The 18,242-nt window shown below is 61.6% G+C and carries 23 protein-coding genes; 7 read left to right on the forward strand and 16 right to left on the reverse strand.

Features of this window, described 5'->3' with window-relative positions; translation table 11 throughout:
* The coding region (locus M622_RS0120245) for a hypothetical protein (RefSeq protein ID WP_031346856.1) at window positions 1-290 on the forward strand (290 nt) is incomplete at its 5' end.
* On the opposite strand, the gene M622_RS0120250 is transcribed toward M622_RS0120245, so the two are convergent.
* The 10 genes from M622_RS0120250 to M622_RS30275 form a co-directional block, all read right to left on the reverse strand.
* Window positions 271-552 (reverse strand): hypothetical protein, encoded by a 282-nt coding sequence (locus tag M622_RS0120250; RefSeq protein ID WP_011806693.1) that lies wholly within the window; start codon window positions 550-552, stop codon window positions 271-273. The two genes, M622_RS0120245 and M622_RS0120250, sit on opposite strands and share 20 nt — an antisense overlap.
* The gene (locus tag M622_RS30240) at window positions 539-1,003 is read right to left on the reverse strand and encodes a putative molybdenum carrier protein (protein ID WP_021249393.1); all 465 of its coding nucleotides are present in this window, start codon (window positions 1,001-1,003) and stop codon (window positions 539-541) included. The genes M622_RS0120250 and M622_RS30240 overlap by 14 nt, the downstream gene beginning before the upstream one ends.
* 11 nt (window positions 1,004-1,014) lie before the next feature.
* Complete coding sequence (locus M622_RS30245) at window positions 1,015-1,638, reverse strand: SEN1982 family lipoprotein (protein ID WP_021249394.1); 624 nt, start codon at window positions 1,636-1,638, stop codon at window positions 1,015-1,017.
* Between the two features lie 47 nt (window positions 1,639-1,685).
* A complete protein-coding gene (locus M622_RS30250; protein WP_021249395.1) occupies window positions 1,686-2,057 on the reverse strand; it encodes a hypothetical protein in 372 nt (123 codons plus the stop codon).
* A gap of 22 nt (window positions 2,058-2,079) precedes the next feature.
* Window positions 2,080-2,763 (reverse strand): GIY-YIG nuclease family protein, encoded by a 684-nt coding sequence (locus M622_RS30255; RefSeq protein ID WP_021249396.1) that lies wholly within the window; start codon window positions 2,761-2,763, stop codon window positions 2,080-2,082.
* Window positions 2,760-3,479, reverse strand: a complete 720-nt coding sequence (locus tag M622_RS30260) for a hypothetical protein (protein ID WP_021249397.1) — start codon at window positions 3,477-3,479, stop codon at window positions 2,760-2,762. Before M622_RS30260 ends, M622_RS30255 begins: the two co-directional genes overlap by 4 nt.
* Window positions 3,476-4,213 carry a hypothetical protein gene (locus M622_RS30265; protein WP_245543061.1) on the reverse strand — a complete coding sequence of 246 codons (738 nt, stop codon included), beginning with the start codon at window positions 4,211-4,213 and terminating at the stop codon, window positions 3,476-3,478. Before M622_RS30265 ends, M622_RS30260 begins: the two co-directional genes overlap by 4 nt.
* A 114-nt stretch (window positions 4,214-4,327) precedes the next feature.
* Complete coding sequence (locus M622_RS30270) at window positions 4,328-4,753, reverse strand: hypothetical protein (protein WP_021249399.1); 426 nt, start codon at window positions 4,751-4,753, stop codon at window positions 4,328-4,330.
* A complete protein-coding gene (locus M622_RS0120255; RefSeq protein ID WP_031346864.1) occupies window positions 4,750-5,394 on the reverse strand; it encodes a hypothetical protein in 645 nt (214 codons plus the stop codon). The genes M622_RS30270 and M622_RS0120255 overlap by 4 nt, the downstream gene beginning before the upstream one ends.
* A gap of 17 nt (window positions 5,395-5,411) precedes the next feature.
* Window positions 5,412-5,888, reverse strand: coding sequence for a hypothetical protein (locus M622_RS30275; protein ID WP_217995313.1), 477 nt, complete (start codon window positions 5,886-5,888; stop codon window positions 5,412-5,414).
* A 323-nt stretch (window positions 5,889-6,211) separates the two neighbouring features.
* Between M622_RS30275 and M622_RS0120260 the strand changes: the two genes are divergently transcribed.
* From M622_RS0120260 to M622_RS0120265, 4 genes are all read left to right on the forward strand, one after another.
* Window positions 6,212-6,451, forward strand: coding sequence for a helix-turn-helix domain-containing protein (locus M622_RS0120260; RefSeq protein ID WP_017936955.1), 240 nt, complete (start codon window positions 6,212-6,214; stop codon window positions 6,449-6,451).
* 42 nt (window positions 6,452-6,493) lie between these two features.
* The gene (locus tag M622_RS30280; RefSeq protein ID WP_245543062.1) at window positions 6,494-6,907 is read left to right on the forward strand and encodes a helix-turn-helix domain-containing protein; all 414 of its coding nucleotides are present in this window, start codon (window positions 6,494-6,496) and stop codon (window positions 6,905-6,907) included.
* Window positions 6,904-8,127 carry a type II toxin-antitoxin system HipA family toxin gene (locus tag M622_RS30285; RefSeq protein WP_021249403.1) on the forward strand — a complete coding sequence of 408 codons (1,224 nt, stop codon included), beginning with the start codon at window positions 6,904-6,906 and terminating at the stop codon, window positions 8,125-8,127. The genes M622_RS30280 and M622_RS30285 overlap by 4 nt, the downstream gene beginning before the upstream one ends.
* A gap of 312 nt (window positions 8,128-8,439) precedes the next feature.
* Window positions 8,440-8,814, forward strand: a complete 375-nt coding sequence (locus M622_RS0120265) for a helix-turn-helix domain-containing protein (protein ID WP_084520731.1) — start codon at window positions 8,440-8,442, stop codon at window positions 8,812-8,814.
* Window positions 8,815-8,935: 121 nt separating this feature from the next.
* On the opposite strand, the gene M622_RS30290 is transcribed toward M622_RS0120265, so the two are convergent.
* The 6 genes from M622_RS30290 to M622_RS30310 are packed head-to-tail and all read right to left on the reverse strand — an operon-like array spanning window position 8,936 to window position 13,623.
* Entirely contained in the window at window positions 8,936-10,477 is a 1,542-nt protein-coding gene (locus M622_RS30290; protein ID WP_031346869.1) for a cryptochrome/photolyase family protein, read from the reverse strand.
* Entirely contained in the window at window positions 10,474-10,695 is a 222-nt protein-coding gene (locus M622_RS40035) for an FAD-binding domain-containing protein (protein WP_021249406.1), read from the reverse strand. The genes M622_RS30290 and M622_RS40035 overlap by 4 nt, the downstream gene beginning before the upstream one ends.
* Complete coding sequence (locus tag M622_RS39685; protein ID WP_021249407.1) at window positions 10,692-10,853, reverse strand: DUF2256 domain-containing protein; 162 nt, start codon at window positions 10,851-10,853, stop codon at window positions 10,692-10,694. Before M622_RS39685 ends, M622_RS40035 begins: the two co-directional genes overlap by 4 nt.
* A 43-nt stretch (window positions 10,854-10,896) precedes the next feature.
* Entirely contained in the window at window positions 10,897-11,823 is a 927-nt protein-coding gene (locus M622_RS30300) for a DMT family transporter (RefSeq protein ID WP_021249408.1), read from the reverse strand.
* A complete protein-coding gene (locus M622_RS30305) occupies window positions 11,798-12,340 on the reverse strand; it encodes a response regulator transcription factor (RefSeq protein ID WP_021249409.1) in 543 nt (180 codons plus the stop codon). Before M622_RS30305 ends, M622_RS30300 begins: the two co-directional genes overlap by 26 nt.
* The gene (locus M622_RS30310) at window positions 12,337-13,623 is read right to left on the reverse strand and encodes an ATP-binding protein (protein ID WP_021249410.1); all 1,287 of its coding nucleotides are present in this window, start codon (window positions 13,621-13,623) and stop codon (window positions 12,337-12,339) included. The genes M622_RS30305 and M622_RS30310 overlap by 4 nt, the downstream gene beginning before the upstream one ends.
* Before the next feature lie 289 nt (window positions 13,624-13,912).
* On the opposite strand from M622_RS30310, the gene nosZ reads away from it, so the two are divergent.
* Window positions 13,913-15,868 (forward strand): TAT-dependent nitrous-oxide reductase, encoded by a 1,956-nt coding sequence (gene nosZ / locus M622_RS30315; protein ID WP_031346872.1) that lies wholly within the window; start codon window positions 13,913-13,915, stop codon window positions 15,866-15,868.
* A gap of 187 nt (window positions 15,869-16,055) precedes the next feature.
* Window positions 16,056-18,239, forward strand: a complete 2,184-nt coding sequence (locus M622_RS0120270) for a NosR/NirI family protein (RefSeq protein WP_031346873.1) — start codon at window positions 16,056-16,058, stop codon at window positions 18,237-18,239.
* Window positions 18,240-18,242: the final 3 nt, after the last annotated feature.

Consider the following 18,242-nt stretch of genomic DNA (forward strand, 5'->3'; position numbering starts at 1 on the left):
TGGGAAAACGGCTTGAAACCCGCATGAACACTGGCGCGATTTCTCAAAAAACGGCTTTTTTGGAGGCGAACTGTCGAACTCGGGGGGGCACGGCCTTTGCCGAGCGACTGGATGATGATGTCCTGTCCCGTCTGCAAGCCTTGCCGCCGCGCAGTGTGCGTCTGGTTCTGCAGCGGGCCTTGGGCTCGGCAGCTCGTGATGACCGAGGAGTCGTCCAGGTGCAAGACATCAGGCCGCTGGTGGAGATCAGCCGCCGTGGCATTGGCTTTGTCAGCGAGGGATGGAATTGAGGTTGGCGATCCAGGCCGCACCGGCGGCCAGCGCATCGGCCTCGCTGGCATAGGTTGTCGATGGGCCGCTGATGATGCAGGGCTCGGTTTCGCCGTCGCCTTCCACTGTCCATAGCTCCCAGGTTCCGTCATTTTTCCAGCTGGGGATGGCGGTGTAGGGTTTGTCTTTCAGCGCAGCCAGCGCGGCATCCACTTCGGGACGGATTTGCAACTCACCCGAGTAGATATAAGGTGTCGCGCAACGGGCATCAGATCGGCTCATGTTCCGTGCTCCAGAAAAGGCCCAGCAGCGTGCTCGCCTGCAGGTAAATACCGGGGTTGCGTGCTTCACTCGGGCCAGCAATGTTGAGAATAGCGATGGCATGACCAACCAGCCAGTCTTGCCATGCCGCCAACAGCTCTTCTGTAGGGTCATGCAAATCGCACAGCAGCAGCGGCTTGCCGTGTCCCGTCGCCAGATCGCGAGTGAGCAAGCTGCCACCTTCGAGCCTGTCCCGGTAAAGGATCAGTGTGGCATCAGAGTCCAGCACATTGCGTTTGGTGCGCTGGCGGTAGCCGCTGGATTCGGTCTCCAGCAACTGGTAGCGAGCATCCAGTACGCCATCAGCGGCCCGTCGGCCTGCCGGGCACCAACCGCCGTGCGGAATCTGCCGGGCAATGGCGAAATCCAGCGCCGCCCGGTCTACGCCGGTTTGGCCGCCGGAGATGATCATTAGAACGCCAATCAATCCAGACCCTTTGCTTCCCAGCCTTGGCTGGTCAGCTTGACGGCGTGCTTGGATTCCTTGTTGCCAACACCATCGAGAATGCTCTTGACCACCGGGAAAGCGGCTTGCACCTCGGGCTTCTTGGCCCAGTCGGCAAGGTCGTTGACATTATAGGTGTAGGTGATGCCTGCCTCCTGGTAGTCACCGAGCTTCATCGGGCCTTCCCACTTCACCACCTTGTCGAGGCTCTTCTGTCCCCAGCACAGATCAGTCTGGGTCACCTTCTGGGAACCGTTCAAACCCCAACTGGTTGCTTCCTTCTCCCGGACAAAGGGTTTGGCGGCATCGGTCAGCGAACAACGCTGTCCCTTGTCCGCAGCTTCGCACTTCACCAGCCCGGCGGCCTCAAGCGCGGCCATCTGATTGGCTGTACCGCTTTGCATGGTCTTCTGAAGACGCATGTCCATTTCGGTGACCGCCACCGGGAAGTCGCGGTACTGGTTGAGGCACAACTGCCCCTTTTTCTCGAAATACTGGCTCAGCGCCGCACCGAAGTTCTTTTCGTTTGCATCGGTTTTGCTACCACAAGCGGCGAGCGTGACGGTGCCGAGTACGGCGAGGATGGCAAGCTGTTTGGACATAGGCATGAACTCCCTGTTCTTGTTGGTGAATATGAATGAAAGTGGTGTCAGGACAGATCCCAGACTTCGATGGTCAGCACCTTGTCGGGCGGACAGGCAGCAATCTTGCCGTGATGCAAGATGACGTCGCGAGCCCGGTTGGCGGGCATCACATGGTCGTCGCCGATGACGGCAGGATCGTTGCGCGCTGGCGGGCCGCTCTCGATGATCGGCAGGACATCACTGGCCTTGGCCGTGTAACGGTTGGGATAGCCTCCCGACAGCAGTTGTACCGCCTTGCCTTCATCAACCAGCCGCTGCACCCAACCATTTCCGCCGACACTGGTTTCCCAGTTCGCCAGCACCGCATCCCTTCGACCAATGCCTGTATCCCGCTCCTCGGGCGTCTGGGCGGCAATGACGATCCACCATCCGATCATGCTTTCCTTCCTTCGTCTTCGATCACAACGGAGTTCGACTGGCAACAAACAACTCGACAGGCGTGATGCCACGCTCGACCAGTTCCAGCAGGGGGAGAGACGCGGCAAAGACTTCCATTGCAGGCCAGCGATTCGGCTGGCCTGTTGGGTTTTCTGGCTGCGGCAACCGTCCCCAGTTATGGGCATCGGGAGCTTCGAAGCCCGCCTCAACCGCCAATTTCAGCCAGTAACCCTCAAATCGGGATGCATAACTCTGGTCGCCATCAACCCATGAGAGAACGGTCGCACGAACCTCGGCCTGTTCGCGAACGGCCCACGCGAAGAGAGCGAACGAGGCATGGCCGGGGCGATGCCGACGAAGATGCTCACGAAATCGACGTTTGAGATTTACCGTCTGCCCGATGTAGCAGGCTTTTCGCTCGCCATTCCGGCTATGCGCCGTCAGCGCATAAATCCAGTATCCGCGTGAACGGATGACCGGGACGGCGCCCGTGCCAATCGAACATTCCGGCCTTGTAGGAAATGCGCCGCCGGCAAACGCGAAACGAATCCGGAACCGCTTCCCATCAGGCCCAAGCAACCCGATGTAATCACGCCCATTCCTTGTCACCGTCAGGCCGAGAGCTTCTGCACGCTCAAGCAGTTCTTGCTTCGTGTTGATTTGCCCAGAGGAGATGGCGGCTTGCAACGTGGCTTTCATCGTCATGAAACACTTGCGGCCTCGTTTTCATCGCCGTAGTAGCTTTCGCCTGCCGCTTGCTCGTTCCGCCAATAGCGGATCGTCTCGTCGATGCTTGCCCTGTCGTGAGCCTCGATCTCCTCCCAGACACCATGCTGTTTCCAGTCATCGAAGGTCTGCTCATGCAGTTTTTCCGCGACCTCGGCAAGAGCCATTTTCGGATCAAACAGCTCTTCGTGGTCGATGCCCGGATTGAACCAGTCGTCAGGGGCGTATCCATTGGGCAGATCGCAAAAGCGCCACCATCCGCGATAGATCTCAGGCGTGCGGCGGGCGCAGTCGGCAAGATACTCGGCCTCATCCTTGTCCGACCATGTACCCCGTTCAATCCGTGAGCCACGGTAGGCATCACGGTCATGGAAGAAGCATTCGTGCATTCTGGGATCGTGTTTCGCCCAGTCGTAAAAGTCACAACCGATGCCCGACTGTCCCCACCGCATAACGGTTCGCACGACGGCAGACTTCGACGTGCCGAACACCCATTCGTATTCGCGCAAGAAGGTCTGTCCGCTGGTTACGCCTTTGCCCTCGCAGGCAAGTTCGAATTGGCCCTTGTGCTCCTCCCAGAATTGCTCAAGCTCATCGAGTGTCCGCAGGGTGGCAAACATGACGCCATCCTCAAGCAAGACGCGCTCGGGCAACTTGATGTCCACAGGCAACAGCGGCTTTTTCTTCGGCTTCATCGAACTGGCATCCCAAGTTGGGCAGAAGGGTAGTCAACGCTTGCCAGTGCCTCTTGCTCACGCACCAATGGCAGGTGATCACGCGGCACCGCCTCGGACGACACCCAATCGGTTTCGCCAATCGCGAGGAAGCGGTCAATCGCAGCTTCGATAGCTGCTTGATTGATGACCTCCACATCCAGGACGATACGAAGGCCAATCCCGTAGGCATAGCTCCAGTCGAGCTTGAACGATTCGTAGATCACAGGCGGCTCGTCGCGAATGATGGCTGTTTCCAGCAGGTCGATCTGCTCGGAGAGTGTCCGTCCGTCGAACTGTACGTACCGAACAGGTTCTCGCTTCACCATCCGATAGGTGAGAACCTTCCCCGTGCGCGAGACATCGGCTGGCTCGAAATCCAGCTTTGATTCCCTGTCCAGGCCGGCGTCTCCCAGTGCTGCGTAGGCCCGCGAGGATGCCTCGTGGTGCGCGGCATCCCAGAACGCTTGCCGTGCCGTCACAATCTCGGCGTTCCAGATCGTGAATCGATCCATGCCGAGGAAGTAAAAGTCGAACCATTGGTTGTACAGATCGGGGCGGCCCGGCTCGTTTAGCACGAGATGGCTGGTGAATCGCCCGCCATATTCGGCGGCGTCGCGACGCATCTTACCTTTGAGGCGGATGACCTCATCGCTTCGCTTACGCCGTGGCAAAGAGCTGAAGGGAGGGCGTTGCTTTCGATGACGCAGGCTCATGCATCCATTCCCACTGTTGCAACCCATCCAGTTTGGGTTCTCAGGCATGCAAAATCATTATGCTATGTTGCAACGCAGAGTTGTCACTCATTAGCAATAGGCGCCTTTCAACAGCTATTGCCCCACATTCTGCCCCTGCCAGACCTCCGTGCAGCTCACTAAAACCTCTGCGCTGGGCTGATCTGCCGATAGCTGGCCGATGCGCCCGCGCTGGCTGGCAAGCTTCAGTTGCTCGCGCACCTGTTCCAGGCTGCGCTTTTCAATAACCGCTGTATAGCTTGCACCCAGCTCGCCATCCGGGTCGATGAACAGCTCGATCCGCTTCACCGGCAACCCGAACACCGTGAAGCTGCGTGCCGGCGTCAGCGCCCAACTGCCGGGAGCATTGGGCGCAATGCCCTCCAGCACGCGCATCGGCAAGGCTTGGCGGCATTCCACGGCGGCGACAATGGCCGGCTCGATCCGCAACCAGCGGTCGATGTCTGTCGTATTGCCATCCATCAGCACAACCGGCATGGCCGCCAGCAGCAACGCCTTCATCCCTTGATGTTCCTGATCCAGAAGCGGCGGTCATCGACCGTGAAGTTGGGGTCGTAGCCGACCAGGGTCAGCAGCGAACCGACATAGTAAAGGCCGAACTGATTCATCAGCCAGCGCTCCATCGCCGGGTCGCCGGGCAACTTGCTGTACGGTGGGGTTGGCCCGTCACTGCGAACCTGACCACTGGTTTTGCCGGAGATGGAAAAGCTCTTCCAAGTCAGCACGAAATTGTTCGACTGTTTCGGCAGCTCCGGCGCGCAGAGCGACAGATTGCTGAAGCGCTCGGAGCGCTTGGCGTCGTGCCAGAGTACTGCGTCAAAGCGAATACAATCACTGGCTTTGAGCGTGAGGCTACGGGTCAGCGTCATCTGATCAGCCGGAATTTGCAGATTGCTGATCGCCACCTTGGGCCATTCCGGGGCGCGGCCGTCGGTAGACAGATTCTGGCGCAAGGCGTTATGCAGTGGAGTGCCCAGCAAGCTGTTTCGGGTTGCCGCGCTTGCGGGCGTAGCCGCTTGCGACAGACTGGTTCCAATGGAGTGTCCTAGTCCGTTCAGGGAATCCAGCGCCCCCTGCATGTCGGTTGTGGCACAACCCGTCAATACAAAAGGCAGAAGCAATAAGCTCCGGTAGTGTTTCATCGCAGTTCCTCGCGAGGTTATCCGTTGAAGAGGGTATTGAGCCGGGCGCACCAGGTTTCCGCCGCCCGACGGCTCATGGGAAAACTGAGCAGCGGTCGTTGCGGGTCGGCGGTTTGCAGCTCGATGGCGAAGTCCTTGGCGCGCACCGTGCGCTCGAAGGTCGGCACGCTCATGCCGCTGGCGTTGACCTGACGGCTACCGCCGTTCATCTCCATGCTCTCGACCTCGCGCCAGGTCATCCGCCACCCAAGCAGCCAGGAGAAGTCGTGGATACGCCAGGCTTCATCCACGATTGAGCAGACAGCCAGTTTGCGATGCTGCCGGTCAAACACTAGAAAGGCCGGCGCGGGGTAGCCCAAGAGATGTCCAGCATCGAATGACAGCCCCTGCTGAGCGTTGAGCTTGGCTACAAGTGCCTGACAGCGGGCCTGCAAGCGCGCCAGAAAGCGGAAGGACAGCATGAAGATCGCCAGCGAAATCAGCAGATAGAGCATCAGCTCACTGGTCAACAGTCCCCAAAGCGATGTCTGTGACAGGCGCGCAGGCCCCACGCCGAACATCGCCAGTACAAGAATCAGCGTAAGAGCAGTGGCAGCAAGACCTGAAAGCCCAGCCACCGGAACTGCCAGCCCCGCAGCCGCCCCCATCCCAGCAGTCTTCCAGACGCTTGCCATACGTCATCACCTCCATGTTGTTACTCATAGAGGTCATTCTATGGCGCTTGAATTAAATTGTCACTTATAGTGCGGGCACCTATCGGGCGTAGCCCTATAGAGGGGGTACTCATAGAGTCATTTCTCTTTAAGAAGAGAGAAATATGGCCCTTGATCCCCGACTACGCTTCGGCTTGAAGCTGATAGAAATCAGAAAGACCAGAGGGTGGTCGCAAGAACGCCTGGCACTGGAAAGTGGCTTGGCGCGCAGCTATCTGGGGGGTGTTGAGCGTGGGCAACGCAACATCGCCTTACTCAACATCTTCAAGCTGGCCGAGGCACTGGGGGTGGAGCCTTCAGTACTGCTGGAGGCGCCGGCTGCTGGACAGGAGCCAACTCCGTAACATCGTAGCGCTACGTTATCGTAGCGTTACGATGGTCTCCGCATGATCGCTCGCGGCAGCTATCGCAGCCATCTGCTTTCAAGAACAAGTAAAGCCCACTACAATGGCGCTTACGCAATTTTTTTCGCGTTAAGGGTCATAAAAGTGACTTTTCATCTCTCAACTCCCGCTGAGATCCTGCATGCGCTGGGTGTTCGTCTGCGCGAGCAGCGGCTTGCCCAATCGCTCACGCAGCGTGAACTGGCGCAAATGGCCGGACTGTCCTTGGGGGCGTTGCGCAAACTCGAAAGCGACGGTCAGTGCTCACTGGAAACGCTGGTCCGTGTCGCGCAGGCACTTGGCTTGCTGGAGGCGCTGGACGATCTCTTCGTGCTCAAACGGCAATCCATCGCCCAGATGGAGCAGGTGGACCTTGTGAGCCGCCGCCAGCGTGCGCCGCGTAAGAGAGCATCATGAAGCTGCTTACCGTGCATTATTGCGGCTGGGGAGAAGACTGGCCGTTGGGACGCCTGGCCGATGACGGTCAATCCCTGCTCTTCGAATATTCTCCCGAAGCCTTGTCTCAAGGCTTGGAACTGTCGCCCTTGCACCTCAAGCTGCGGGCGGATGCCTACGGAGGTTTTCCGATCCATTTGCATCGCCTTCCGGGCCTGATCGCCGACAGTCTGCCTGACGGCTGGGGTTTGCTGCTGATGGATCGGTTGTTCCGTCAACACGGCTTGCGCCATCCCGGGCCACTGGACCGGCTGGCCTTCATTGGTGAGCGCGCGATGGGCGCGTTGCGCTTCGTTCCGGCAAGCGACGCCGGCGCCCACGAGCCCGACTGGTCCTTGCTGGCGCTGGCCGAGCAAAGCCGTCTCGCGCTCGCGGGCGAGGCGGGGGCAGCCCTGCGCGAGCTCGCGCTCACCGGCGGCTCACCGCAAGGGGCTCGCCCCAAGGCCTTGGTGCAGTACGACGCAATGACCGGGCAAGTCAGCACCCGTCCGGATGCGCCCGGCAGTCCCTGGCTGGTCAAGTTCCCGGCGCAGAACGAACACAAAGAGGTTTGCGTCATCGAGCAGCTCTATGCCGAGTTGGCTCGGGATTGCGGACTGGATGTGCCCGAAAGTCGTTGGTTCGACCTTGGCCCCGAACTGGCCGCCTTCGGCGTCGCGCGCTTCGACCGGGAGGGAGGGCAACGCGTCCCGGTGCACAGTCTGGCTGGATTGTTGCAAGTGGATTTTCGCCTGCCCGGTGCCACCGACTATACCGCCTTCCTGCGGGCTACCCGTTTCCTGACGCGCGACGAGCGCGAAGTGGAGAAAGCCTACGCACGAGCCGTCTTCAATGTGCTTTTCCACAACCGTGACGACCATCCCAAGAATTTCGCGTGGCGTCTCGGGCCTGACCGGCGCTGGCGTCTGGCTCCGGCATTCGACCTGACCTTCAGCGAAGGCCCGATGGGCCAGCATCACCTGGACGTTTGCGGCGAAGGTGCTGCCATCGAACGCCGGCATTTATTGCGTCTGGCGGAGGAAGGTGGCGTCCCAAGGAAACGGGCGGAAGAGGTCATCGAACGGATGTTGCTGCAGGCAAGCTCATTGGGTGAGCGGTTGGAGCGTGCGCCGATCAGGCAGATGCTGGTGCAACAGATCAAATCCACCATTGATGCCTGTCGCCGGCGCCTGGAAAGCTGAATCCGAGCCGGCGCAACGGCGCCAGATCACGGTTGAACATACTCAATGCTGAGTTTCTTGAGTACAAACATGAGTATGTTTTTTAATGGAGCAGCATGGTTAACTTTTCATTCAATGACTTGCAGTCACAATCGCTGTTCAACGTCTGAGCGCATACGGACATTTCCGCCGATTGCTCCGGAAAGCGGCCTGGCACGCCGCTGGCGCCCTCATCGGGCGTGCTCCTCTTATACGGCAGGCCTCTCTACCCATTAGCTTAAAAGCCACTACAATGAACCCTAATCGATTTTTTTGCTGATTAGGTGCATTAACGTGGCTTTTGCCTTGTCGCTACCCGAGGAAGTGCTATTTGCGCTGGGCACTCGTTTGCGCAAGCAACGGCTTGCCCAGAGTTTGACGCAGCGCGATCTGGCGCACATGGCCGGGCTGTCACTGGGCGCACTGCGCAAGCTGGAGTCGGACGGACAATGTTCTCTCGCAACCCTGGTGCGGGTGGTGCAAGCCTTGGGCCTCAGCGCTGAACTGGACGAGCTCTTCGTCCTCAAGCGCCAGTCCATCGCCCAGATGGAACAGGCCCAAGCCGTCGAACAGCGCCAACGCGCGCCGCGCCGCAAATCGCCATCAAGCAGATCTCCGTCCAGTAAAGCGGCTGGGGTGAAGATTGGCCACTACGTGAGCCAGCCCTGACCGGCGGCTCACCACAGGGAGCCCGCCCCAAGGCGCTGGTGCAATACGACACGATGAGTTGCCGCTTGCAGCGCATCCCTGAGCGGAACGCTCAACACTGAGCGCGACGCCACGCACACGCCTACAGCGTATCCAGCCGCGCGCGTATTTGCAGCGCCTGCGCCTTCAAGGCATCAAGCTGGGGTCCGTGCATTTTTTGCAGTTGACGGTACACCATCCCCAAGCGATGGTTGCCACTCAGCAGCGCTTGGTGGCGATCAAAGAAATCCCAGTACAAGGCATTGAAGGGGCAGGCGCGTTCGCCCAGCTTTTGCTTGTGATCGTAGCGACAGCCCTGGCAATAGTCGCTCATGCGATGGATGTAGGCCGCGCTGCTGACATAGGGCTTGGTGGCAATCAGACCGCCATCGGCCCATTGGCTCATGCCCAGGGTGTTGGGCAGTTCCACCCACTCGAAGGCGTCGATATAGATGCCCAGATACCAGCGGTGTAGTGCCTGCGGGTCCAGCCCGGCGAGCAGCGCAAAGTTGCCTATCACCATCAGGCGCTGGATGTGATGCGCGTGCGCCGTGTGCAGCGACTGTCCGATCGCGTGCTGCAGGCAGCGCATGCCGGTGTCGCCGCTCCAGAACCAGTGCGGCAAAGGCTGATGATGGTCGAGCGCATTGTGCTGCGCGTAAGCCGGCATGTGCGCCCAGTAGATCCCGCGCACATACTCGCGCCAGCCCATGATCTGGCGAATGAAGCCCTCGACCGCGGCCAGTGGTGCAGCGCCGCTGTAGTAAGCCGCTTGTGCGCGCTGCACCACTTCGAGCGGGTGGAGCATTTTCACGTTGAGGGCGAATGACAGCAGCGAATGGAACAGGCGCTGGCCCGTGCTGCTCATGGCGTCTTCAAAGTCGCCAAAGTGCGGTAGCCCATCCTGGATGAAGGCTTGCAGGCAGGCCAGCGCCTCGTCACGGTTCAGTGGCCAGCGCAGGCGGGCGGCCTGCGCGTCACCAAAGCTATTGACGCCGCAGTGCTGCACGCTTTGCCACAAGGCCTGATGGTCGTGTTGCGGGCGCGCATCCACCGGCTCGGCGGGCGTGCCCGGCCAGGGCTTGCGGTTATCGTGGTCGAAGTTCCACTTGCCGCCTTCAGGCTTGCCCTGGGCATCGATCAGCAGCCCGAAACGACGACGCATGTGGCGATAGAAGTGCTCCATCAGCCACTGTTTGCGCCCGGCGAAGAACTCGGCTATCTCATGACGAGTGCTCAGAAAATGCTCGCTGTCGACGCTTGCGCTGGCGAAGGCTTGATCCGTCGCCCACTGGCGCAGCTGCTCGTCCAGTCGCCATTCATCGGGCGCCTGCCACTCGATGCGCTGGGCATCGTAGTGCTGCATCAGCGCAGTCAGATTGTCAGGGATAGTCTGCCGGTTGCTCGGGTCGTCCACCGCCACATAGCGCACGCGATGTCCGGCGGCGCGCAGATGGCGGGCGAAGTCACGCATGGCGGCAAAGATGGCGAGGATTTTCTGCGCATGGTGCAGGACGTAGTCGGTCTCCTGACGCACCTCCATCAGCACGTAGACCACCTGCGCATCCACGGTTTGAAACCATGAATGCGCGGGATTGAGCTGATCGCCCAGCACCAGGCGCAAGCAGTGGCAGCTCGCCGTCATGGCGCGGCCCACAGACGCCGATACGCGCCGTCCGGGTCATGTTCGGCAGTCTGCTTGGCGACATTGAAACGCCGCCCGCCGCGCGGGTCCGTGCCGCGGCCAGCGATATACAAACAGTTGCCCTGCTTGCTATGGACGTCGTAATCCAGCAGCTGAGACTCGAACCACGCCGCGCCCGCGCGCCGGTCACCGCCAAACCAGTACAGCACGGTCGTCACGCCTCACCTCCGGCACGCGGGCTGCGCTTGCGTTCGTGGCGGCAGCGCTCGGAGCAGTACTTCACCTCCGCCCACACCTTTTCCCATTTCTTGCGCCAGGCAAAGGGCAGGCCGCAGCGCTGGCAAAGTTTTTCAGGCAAATATGCTTTCTTGTGCATGGTTCAAACACCCAGATTCGGGCTCTTCGCTGCCCCTGCTCGCTCAGCGCCCGCCCAGCGTCTTCAGCACATCGCGCACCACGCGCCAGCGACTGAGAACCAGGGCCGAAAAGATCAGCGCACAGCCCACAAACTGCTGCGCGCTCATGCGCTCACCGAACCAGCCGGCGGCCAGCATCGCCGTCCACATCGGCTCCAGCATCAGGATCATCGAGGCGTGGCTGGGCGTGGTCAGGCTCTGGCCGTAAAGCTGGATGAAGAAGCGCAGGGTGGTGGCGATCAGCGCACTGGCCAGCACCCAGCCCAGCACCGGCAGCGACACCGCCGCAGGCCAGTTCTCGTAGAGCGCGGACGAGGGCAGCACGAGCACTCCGACCATGCTCACCTGCACCGCGCTCAGCGCCAGCGGCGGCACCTGGCGCACGACGCGGCCGTTGAGATTGATCAGCACCGCAAACACCAGCGCGGCGGCGAGGAAAAGCCACTGCCCGGGTTCGAAGCGAAAACCGTGCTCGAGCGAAAGGAAGGCAAAGCCCACCATGGCCACCGGCATCGCCACCCAGGCGATGCGCGGCGGATGCTCGCCGAAAAACAGACGCGCCACGACCGGCACCAGCACCGCGCCCAGGCTGGAAATGAAAGCGCCTTCACCGAGATGGCTGGCATGCTCCAGGCCCTTGATCCACAGCATCATGGCCAGGGTGAACAGCGCCCCGACGAGCACGGAGCCGCGCCAGCCGGCACGATCGAGCAGGCGCAACTGCCGCCAGCTGAAAGCCATCAACACCACGCCGGCGAGCAGGAAGCGCACGCCGACGAAGAGCAGCGGCGGCAGCCCGGCGAGCGACTCCTTGGAAAAGATCCATCCCGCGGCAGCCACCAGCGTGGCGCCGACGAGGATCAGGTCCGCCTTGAGCGGATGAGGCGATTCGGGAGTCAGTCGCTCAGGCTCCACCAGGCGGACGCGCAAGCTTGCGCTGCAGGGTGCGGCGGTGCATCTGCAGGGCACGCGCAGTGGCCGAGATATTGCCGTCGTTCTCAGCCAATACGCGCTGGATGTGCTCCCATTCGAGACGATCGACCGACATCGGCGCATCAGGCACGTGTTCGCCGATGATCACATCATCCGCCCGCAAGGCCTTGATGATGGCATCGACCTCGGCCGGTTTGGCGAGATACTGGATGGCACCGAGCTTGACCGCATCCACCGCGGTGGCAATGCTGGCATAGCCGGTGAGCACCAGGATGCGGACTCCGGGGCTGGCCTCAAGCAGCGGGCGGATCAGCTTGAGACCGGATTCGCCGCCAATATTGAGGTCGAGCACGATGAACTCGGGCGAATGATCCTGCGCCAGCTCCAGCGCCCCTTCGCTGTCGGTCGCACCATAGGTGTCGAAGCCGCGCTGGCTAAGCGCGCGTAGCAGGACGCGATTGAAGGCGGGATCATCATCGACGACGAGCAGGGTGGGAGCGTGTTCCGGACTCATGCAGCAGGCGCTCGCAAGGGAATGAGGAGGCGTGCAATGGTGCCACCACCGGGGCGCAAACGGAAATCAAGCCCACCACCGTGATGCTCGACCGCAGCAAAGGCCAGCATCAGACCCACACCCATCCCTTCGGCATGACTCGCCCCCGGCGCATGGCGGGCGGCAGCAATGCGCTCGGGAAGCAGGCCTGGCCCGCGATCAGCGACCTCGATGCACAACATCTTGCCGGAGGGCCGCGCGCTCACCTCCACTGCGGCATCGCCGCGTGCGGCGGCCTGGTTGGCATTGGCCGCATTGTCGACCAGGCTCTGCAGGGCCTCTGTCAGGCTTGCATCGGCCACGATGGCCTCCGCGGCCAGTTCCGCCGCCACCTCGAACTGCAAGGTGACCGCTGGCCGCAAATGCTGCCAGCCTGCCACCGCCGCGCGCAACCACGGCGCGACAGGCTCCAGCCCCCCTCCTTCTGCACGTTGCTGTCCGGCCTCACGCGTCAGACTGTTGAGGATGTCGCGGCAGTGGGACACCTGCTCGCGCATCAGGGCAAGGTCCTCGCGCACCTCATCCGGCAAGCTCTGGAGACGCGCCAGTTCATCGCTCAGGATGCGCAAGGTGCCGAGCGGTGTACCCAAGCGGTGCGCGGCACTCGCCGCCAGGTTACCAAGACCAACGACATAGGCATCGCGGGCACGAGCGGCGCGCGACTCGAGCAGCGCGGCCTCGCCTTTTGCCAGGGCGGCATTGAGACGCACGATGAACCACACCACCGTCACCGCCGCCAGCGCGAAACTGAGCCACATGCCGGCGAGATGCCAGTGCATGCCCGACGCCGCATCGGCGAGTTGCACCGGATGGTGGAAATCCCACAGCATCGAATAGACGCCCACCGCAACCGCTGCGAGCGTCCACGCGTGACGGGCGGGCAGAATCGAGGCCCCCACCGCCACCACCGGCAGCAGCAAGGAAATGGCGGGATTTGTCACCCCCCCGCCGAAGTAAAGGAAGGCGGCCCATGCCAGCAGGTCGATCAGCAGCTGCAGAAACGCAGCCTCCCGAACATGGAGCCAGCGTGCAACACCCGCCATCAGGGCCAGGTTGACAGCGGTCAGGACCAGCGCCACGCCCAGCAAGGGCTGAGCCGGGTGCGCTGGCGCCAGCAACGGAAATGCGACCAACGCCATCACCATCATGGCGACAACGGACAGCCAACGGAATTGCAACAGGTGGCCGCGCTCGGTGCGTAAAGCCGCGATCGACGCATCTGCGCCCACCCAGGGTCCGTCCACCCGCGACGTCTCAGGCCCCATGCCTGCGTCGGGCCTGGATCCTGTCGACTCAGATCGGAGCAGGCTCATTGAACTGAATTCCTCTGTTTGCAAGGGCGAATCACCACCGGACCAAATGAGATTCCTTTAACCCAAATCAAGGTTTACTCCAGTGTGCAGACCTATAGTCCACCTGCGACAAAACGCCACAGGACATTCTGTCACAGCCATCTGCGTCGTCTGCGCCCCGCACACGAACCCCGGATGACTGGACGGGCACCGATCAAGCCAGAACGGGAGCACCATGCTCATGAATGAAAACGCCAAGATGAATCAGGTCGAAGTAAGCCCCGACCCGAGCCGCCGCAAGTTCCTCAACACCGCCGCACTGGCCGGCTTGGCGGGTGCCGGCTTGTCGGTCGGCCTTTCGGCCTGCAACAAGGAATCTGCCCCTGCCCCTGCCGCCGGCACCGCCCCCGCAGCCGCACCCAAGGCAGTCGCCTCCGGCAGTGACCTGAAGCTCCACATGGCACCGGGCGAACTCGACACCTATTATGGCATCTGGTCCGGCGGCCACTCGGGCGAGTGCCGCATTCTCGGCTTGCCCTCTGGCCGTGAAATCAAGCGCATCCCGACCTTCAACATCGATTGCATGAGCGGCTGGGGCATCACCAACGAGTCGAAGAAGGTCATCGGCACCCGTGCAAACGGTGAGCTGAAGTACAAGACCGGCGACACTCACCACATCCACGGCTCCTACACCGACGGCACCTACGACGGCAAGTACTTCTGGGTCAACGACAAGATCCACGGCCGCCTCGGTCGTATCCGCGGCGACGTCTTCGAGTGCGACGCGATCACCGAACTGCCCAACATCCAGGGCTTCCACGGCATCTTCTCGGACAAGCGCGACCCGGTCGACCCGGCGATCAACCACACCACCCGCGTGTTCTGCGGCAACGAGTTCCACATTCCGCAGCCGAACGACGGCCGCGATCTGGACGACCCGACCCTGTACTACTGCCTGTTCACCTGCGTCGACGCCGATACCATGCAAGTGCGCTGGCAGTGCAAGGTCGACGGCAACATGGACCTGGTCGCCACCTCCTATGACGGTCGCTTCGCCTGCTCCAACCAGTACAACACCGAGGGTGGTGCACGCTACGAAGACATGATGTCGGCCGAGATGGACGCCTGCGTATTCTTCGACGTCGCTCGCATCGAGCAGGCCATCAAGGACGGCAAGTCCTTCACTGTCGGCACCTCCAAGGTGCCCGTTGTCGACGGCACCAAGGCCGCCAACACGGACCCGAAGACTGCCCTCACCGCCTATGTGCCAGTGCCGAAGAACCCGCACGGCGTCAATGCCAGCCCGGACGGCAAGTACATGATCTGCTCGGGCAAGCTGTCGCCCACGTGCACGGTCATTGAAGTCAGCAAGGTTGCCGACTTCTTTGACGGCAAGCTCGACGACATCCGCAAGTCAGTGGTTTCCGAAGTCGAAGTTGGCCTCGGCCCCCTGCACACCACCTACGACGGTCGCGGCAACGCCTTCACCACGCTGTTCCTGGACAGCCAGATCGTGAAGTGGAACATCGACGCCGCGATCAAGTTCTACGAAGGCGACAAGAACGTCCAGTATGTGGTCGACCGCATTGACGTGCATTACCAGCCCGGCCACATCAGCTCCGACATGGGCGAGACCAAGGAAGCCGGCGGCCAGTTCCTGGCCGTGGGTTGCAAGTTCTCCAAGGACCGCTTCCTGCCGGTCGGCCCGATGCACCCGGAAAACGAACAACTGATCGACATCCGTGGCGAGAAGATGGTGCTGCTGGCCGACCACCCAGTGCATCCGGAGCCGCACGACTTCGTCATCGTCAAGCGCGAGATCATCAAGACCAAGCAGGTCGGCAACCTTGCCGACCACCCGCTGTCGCTCAAGGACGCGAAGGAATCCGGCGTGTTCCGCGACGGCAACAAGGTCACGGTCAGGATCGCCTCGCAGGCTCCTGCCTACAGTCTGCGCGAGTTCGAGGTGAAGCTGGGCGACGAGGTGACGATCATCCTGACCAACCTCGACAAGATCGAAGACCTCACCCACGGCTGGGCGATACCCAAGTACGACATCAACTTCACCGTCAACCCGCTGGAGACGAAGTCCGTCACCTTCACGGCCGACAAGCCGGGTGTGTTCTGGTGCTACTGCACGCACTTCTGCCACGCCTTGCACCTGGAGATGCGCACGCGCATGCTCGTGCGTCCGTAAGCTCGGACTGCACCGTGTCACTCTTGAGTGACGCCGTCTGAAGATCGAGGGGCTCGCGCCCCTCGATTGCTTTCCGCCGTCTGCTCATCTCCGATTCTGGCGGCAGCCTGCGACAATTTGACCCTAGACAAATACGCGCAGGGTGTGGCGGCATAAACTCCATCGCAAGTTACTTATGGAGCTCATCATGAAGCCCCTCTCTGCCCTGCGGGGTGTTGCGCTCGCAGCCCTGCTCGCCATCGCGCCCCTCCTGCCGCAGGCCGCCTCCGCGCAAACCGCCTACGAGGCAAACCTGCCGCCCGAGGTCAACACTGCACCCGCGCTGTGCAACTACGTACCCTGTAGCGAAGTCCTGCCGGGCGCGACCAGCTTCTCCGAGCGCAAGGGTCAGCCGCCCTACGTCGAGGGCTACTCCGAAGAAAATGGCGAGCGCAAGCTGGTCGGCTACGTCGTGCTGTCCACCGATGTCACCGACACCCCCGCCTATTCCGGAAAGCCGGTCATCACGCTGATCGGTCTGACGCCGGAAGGCAACTTCGCCGGCATCAAGATCCTCAAGCACTCTGAACCCATTTTGTTGCTTGGCATCCCCGAGTCAGCCCTCACCGAGTTCAACGACCAATACCTGGGCAAGTTCGTCGGCGCCAACATTGAAATCGGCCGCTCACGCCCGGAAGAAGACATGATCGGCCTTGACGCCATCTCGGGCGCCACAGTAACCGTGATCGCGCAGAATCAGGTCATGATGATGTCGGGCGCCGCGGTCGGGCGCCAGGTCGGCATTCTGGAAGCGACCGTGCGCCCACAGGCGACGTTCGTAGACCGCGGCCGTACGCTCGACTGGGCAACGCTGGTCGAGGAAGGCCTGGTCCAGCGCCTGACGGTGAAGCCCGAGCAGGTCGGCCTCAAGCGCGACAAGGAACCGTTCATCGATCTGTGGTTCGGTTACCTGAACCACCCCGAAGTCGGACGCGCAATCATGGGCGACACCGGCTGGCGCGACCTGATGGGGCGCATCAAGGAGGGCGAGCATGCGCTGTTCGTGATCCGTGCCGGCGGCAAGGAATCATTCAAGGGTTCAGGCTTCGTGCGCGGCGGCATCTACGATCGCGTGCAGTTGCGCCAGGGCCAGGATGTGTTCACCTTCCGCGACCTCGACTATCTGCCCCTTTGGGGAGTGCAGGCACAGGGAGCACCGTCCTTCACCGAGTCGGCGATCTTCATCGTGCACTCGTCCTCGTTCTCCGGCGCCTTTCCATGGAAGTTCATCTTCCTCGGCAACCGCGTCGACCGTGAGACCGGCGCCCGCACCTTCCTCAACTTCGACAGGGAATACTGGCTGCCCGCCGCCTATCTGGAAGGCGGCCGTCCGGTGGTGACCAAGCCAGACGCACCCTGGGTCCGGGTGTGGAAGACGCGCGCGGTCGAGATCGTGCTGTTCTCGATCCTGCTCGTGGGCGTGGGCGCGGTGTACGCGATGCGTGACCGCCTGACGCGGATGTCTACGCGCAAGAACAAGTGGCCAATCGACGGCTTCAAGTACGCCGCCTGGATCATCAGCATCTTCTTCATCGGCTTCTACCTGATGGCGCAACCGTCCATCACTCAGGTGCTGACCTGGTTCCACGCCCTGCTGTTCCAGTGGAAATGGGAGCTGTTCCTGACCGATCCCTTCATCTTCCTGTTCTGGATCTTCATCATCGTCACCGTGTTCCTGTGGGGACGTGGACTATTCTGCGGCTGGCTGTGCCCCTTCGGCTCCTTGTCCGAGTTGCTCTACAAGGTCGGCAGCAAGCTCGGCCTCAAGCGCTTCCAGTTCATGCTGCCGATGAAGTGGCACAACCGCCTGAAGTGGGTGAAATACTTCGTGTTCTTCGGCCTGCTCGCGGTGTCGGTGCTGTCTATGGGTCTGGCCGAGAAGCTGGCCGAGGTGGAGCCGTTCAAGACTACCTTCCTGGTCGGTCTCCTCAATCGCAGCTGGCCCTACACCCTGTTCGCAGCCGGTCTGCTCGGCCTGTCCATCTTCACCGAGCGCCCGTTCTGCAAGTACCTGTGCCCGCTGGGGGCCGCGCTGGCCATGCCTTCGACCTTCCGCTGGTTCGGCCTCAAGCGCAAGCAGGAGTGCGACACCTGCAAGGCCTGCGCCGTAGGCTGCGGCTCACTGGCGATCGACGACAAGGGTCGCATCGACCATCGCGAGTGCATGCTGTGCCTGGACTGCATGGTGATGTACACCGATGAGCACGCCTGCCCGCCGCTGGCCAAGGAGCGCAAGCGTCGCACCAAGGCCGGACTGCCGCTGACACCGATCGGCAAGGACGGCTACTACATCCCGATCAAGCCCGTGGCGCCCGCGGCGCCCCGTGCCTGATTC

Origin of the sequence: Thauera terpenica 58Eu, assembly GCF_000443165.1 — a bacterium.
Lineage (GTDB): Bacteria > Pseudomonadota > Gammaproteobacteria > Burkholderiales > Rhodocyclaceae > Thauera > Thauera terpenica.

What these genes read in the sequence shown, in the direction of transcription:
- M622_RS0120250 (WP_011806693.1), bottom strand. Translation starts at nt 552, where the DNA reads ATGAGCCGATCTGATGCCCGTTGCGCGACACCTTATATCTACTCGGGT.
- M622_RS30270 (WP_021249399.1), bottom strand. Translation starts at nt 4,753, where the DNA reads ATGAAGGCGTTGCTGCTGGCGGCCATGCCGGTTGTGCTGATGGATGGC.
- M622_RS30275 (WP_217995313.1), bottom strand. Translation starts at nt 5,888, where the DNA reads ATGCTCTATCTGCTGATTTCGCTGGCGATCTTCATGCTGTCCTTCCGC.
- M622_RS39685 (WP_021249407.1), bottom strand. Translation starts at nt 10,853, where the DNA reads ATGCACAAGAAAGCATATTTGCCTGAAAAACTTTGCCAGCGCTGCGGC.
- nosZ (WP_031346872.1), top strand. Translation starts at nt 13,913, where the DNA reads ATGAATGAAAACGCCAAGATGAATCAGGTCGAAGTAAGCCCCGACCCG.
- M622_RS30245 (WP_021249394.1), bottom strand. Translation starts at nt 1,638, where the DNA reads ATGTCCAAACAGCTTGCCATCCTCGCCGTACTCGGCACCGTCACGCTC.
- M622_RS30265 (WP_245543061.1), bottom strand. Translation starts at nt 4,213, where the DNA reads ATGAGCCTGCGTCATCGAAAGCAACGCCCTCCCTTCAGCTCTTTGCCA.
- M622_RS30305 (WP_021249409.1), bottom strand. Translation starts at nt 12,340, where the DNA reads ATGAGTCCGGAACACGCTCCCACCCTGCTCGTCGTCGATGATGATCCC.
- M622_RS30285 (WP_021249403.1), top strand. Translation starts at nt 6,904, where the DNA reads ATGAAGCTGCTTACCGTGCATTATTGCGGCTGGGGAGAAGACTGGCCG.
- M622_RS0120260 (WP_017936955.1), top strand. Translation starts at nt 6,212, where the DNA reads ATGGCCCTTGATCCCCGACTACGCTTCGGCTTGAAGCTGATAGAAATC.
- M622_RS30280 (WP_245543062.1), top strand. Translation starts at nt 6,494, where the DNA reads ATGATCGCTCGCGGCAGCTATCGCAGCCATCTGCTTTCAAGAACAAGT.
- M622_RS30260 (WP_021249397.1), bottom strand. Translation starts at nt 3,479, where the DNA reads ATGAAGCCGAAGAAAAAGCCGCTGTTGCCTGTGGACATCAAGTTGCCC.
- M622_RS0120255 (WP_031346864.1), bottom strand. Translation starts at nt 5,394, where the DNA reads ATGAAACACTACCGGAGCTTATTGCTTCTGCCTTTTGTATTGACGGGT.
- M622_RS0120270 (WP_031346873.1), top strand. Translation starts at nt 16,056, where the DNA reads ATGAAGCCCCTCTCTGCCCTGCGGGGTGTTGCGCTCGCAGCCCTGCTC.
- M622_RS30250 (WP_021249395.1), bottom strand. Translation starts at nt 2,057, where the DNA reads ATGATCGGATGGTGGATCGTCATTGCCGCCCAGACGCCCGAGGAGCGG.
- M622_RS30290 (WP_031346869.1), bottom strand. Translation starts at nt 10,477, where the DNA reads ATGACGGCGAGCTGCCACTGCTTGCGCCTGGTGCTGGGCGATCAGCTC.
- M622_RS30255 (WP_021249396.1), bottom strand. Translation starts at nt 2,763, where the DNA reads ATGACGATGAAAGCCACGTTGCAAGCCGCCATCTCCTCTGGGCAAATC.
- M622_RS30240 (WP_021249393.1), bottom strand. Translation starts at nt 1,003, where the DNA reads ATGATCATCTCCGGCGGCCAAACCGGCGTAGACCGGGCGGCGCTGGAT.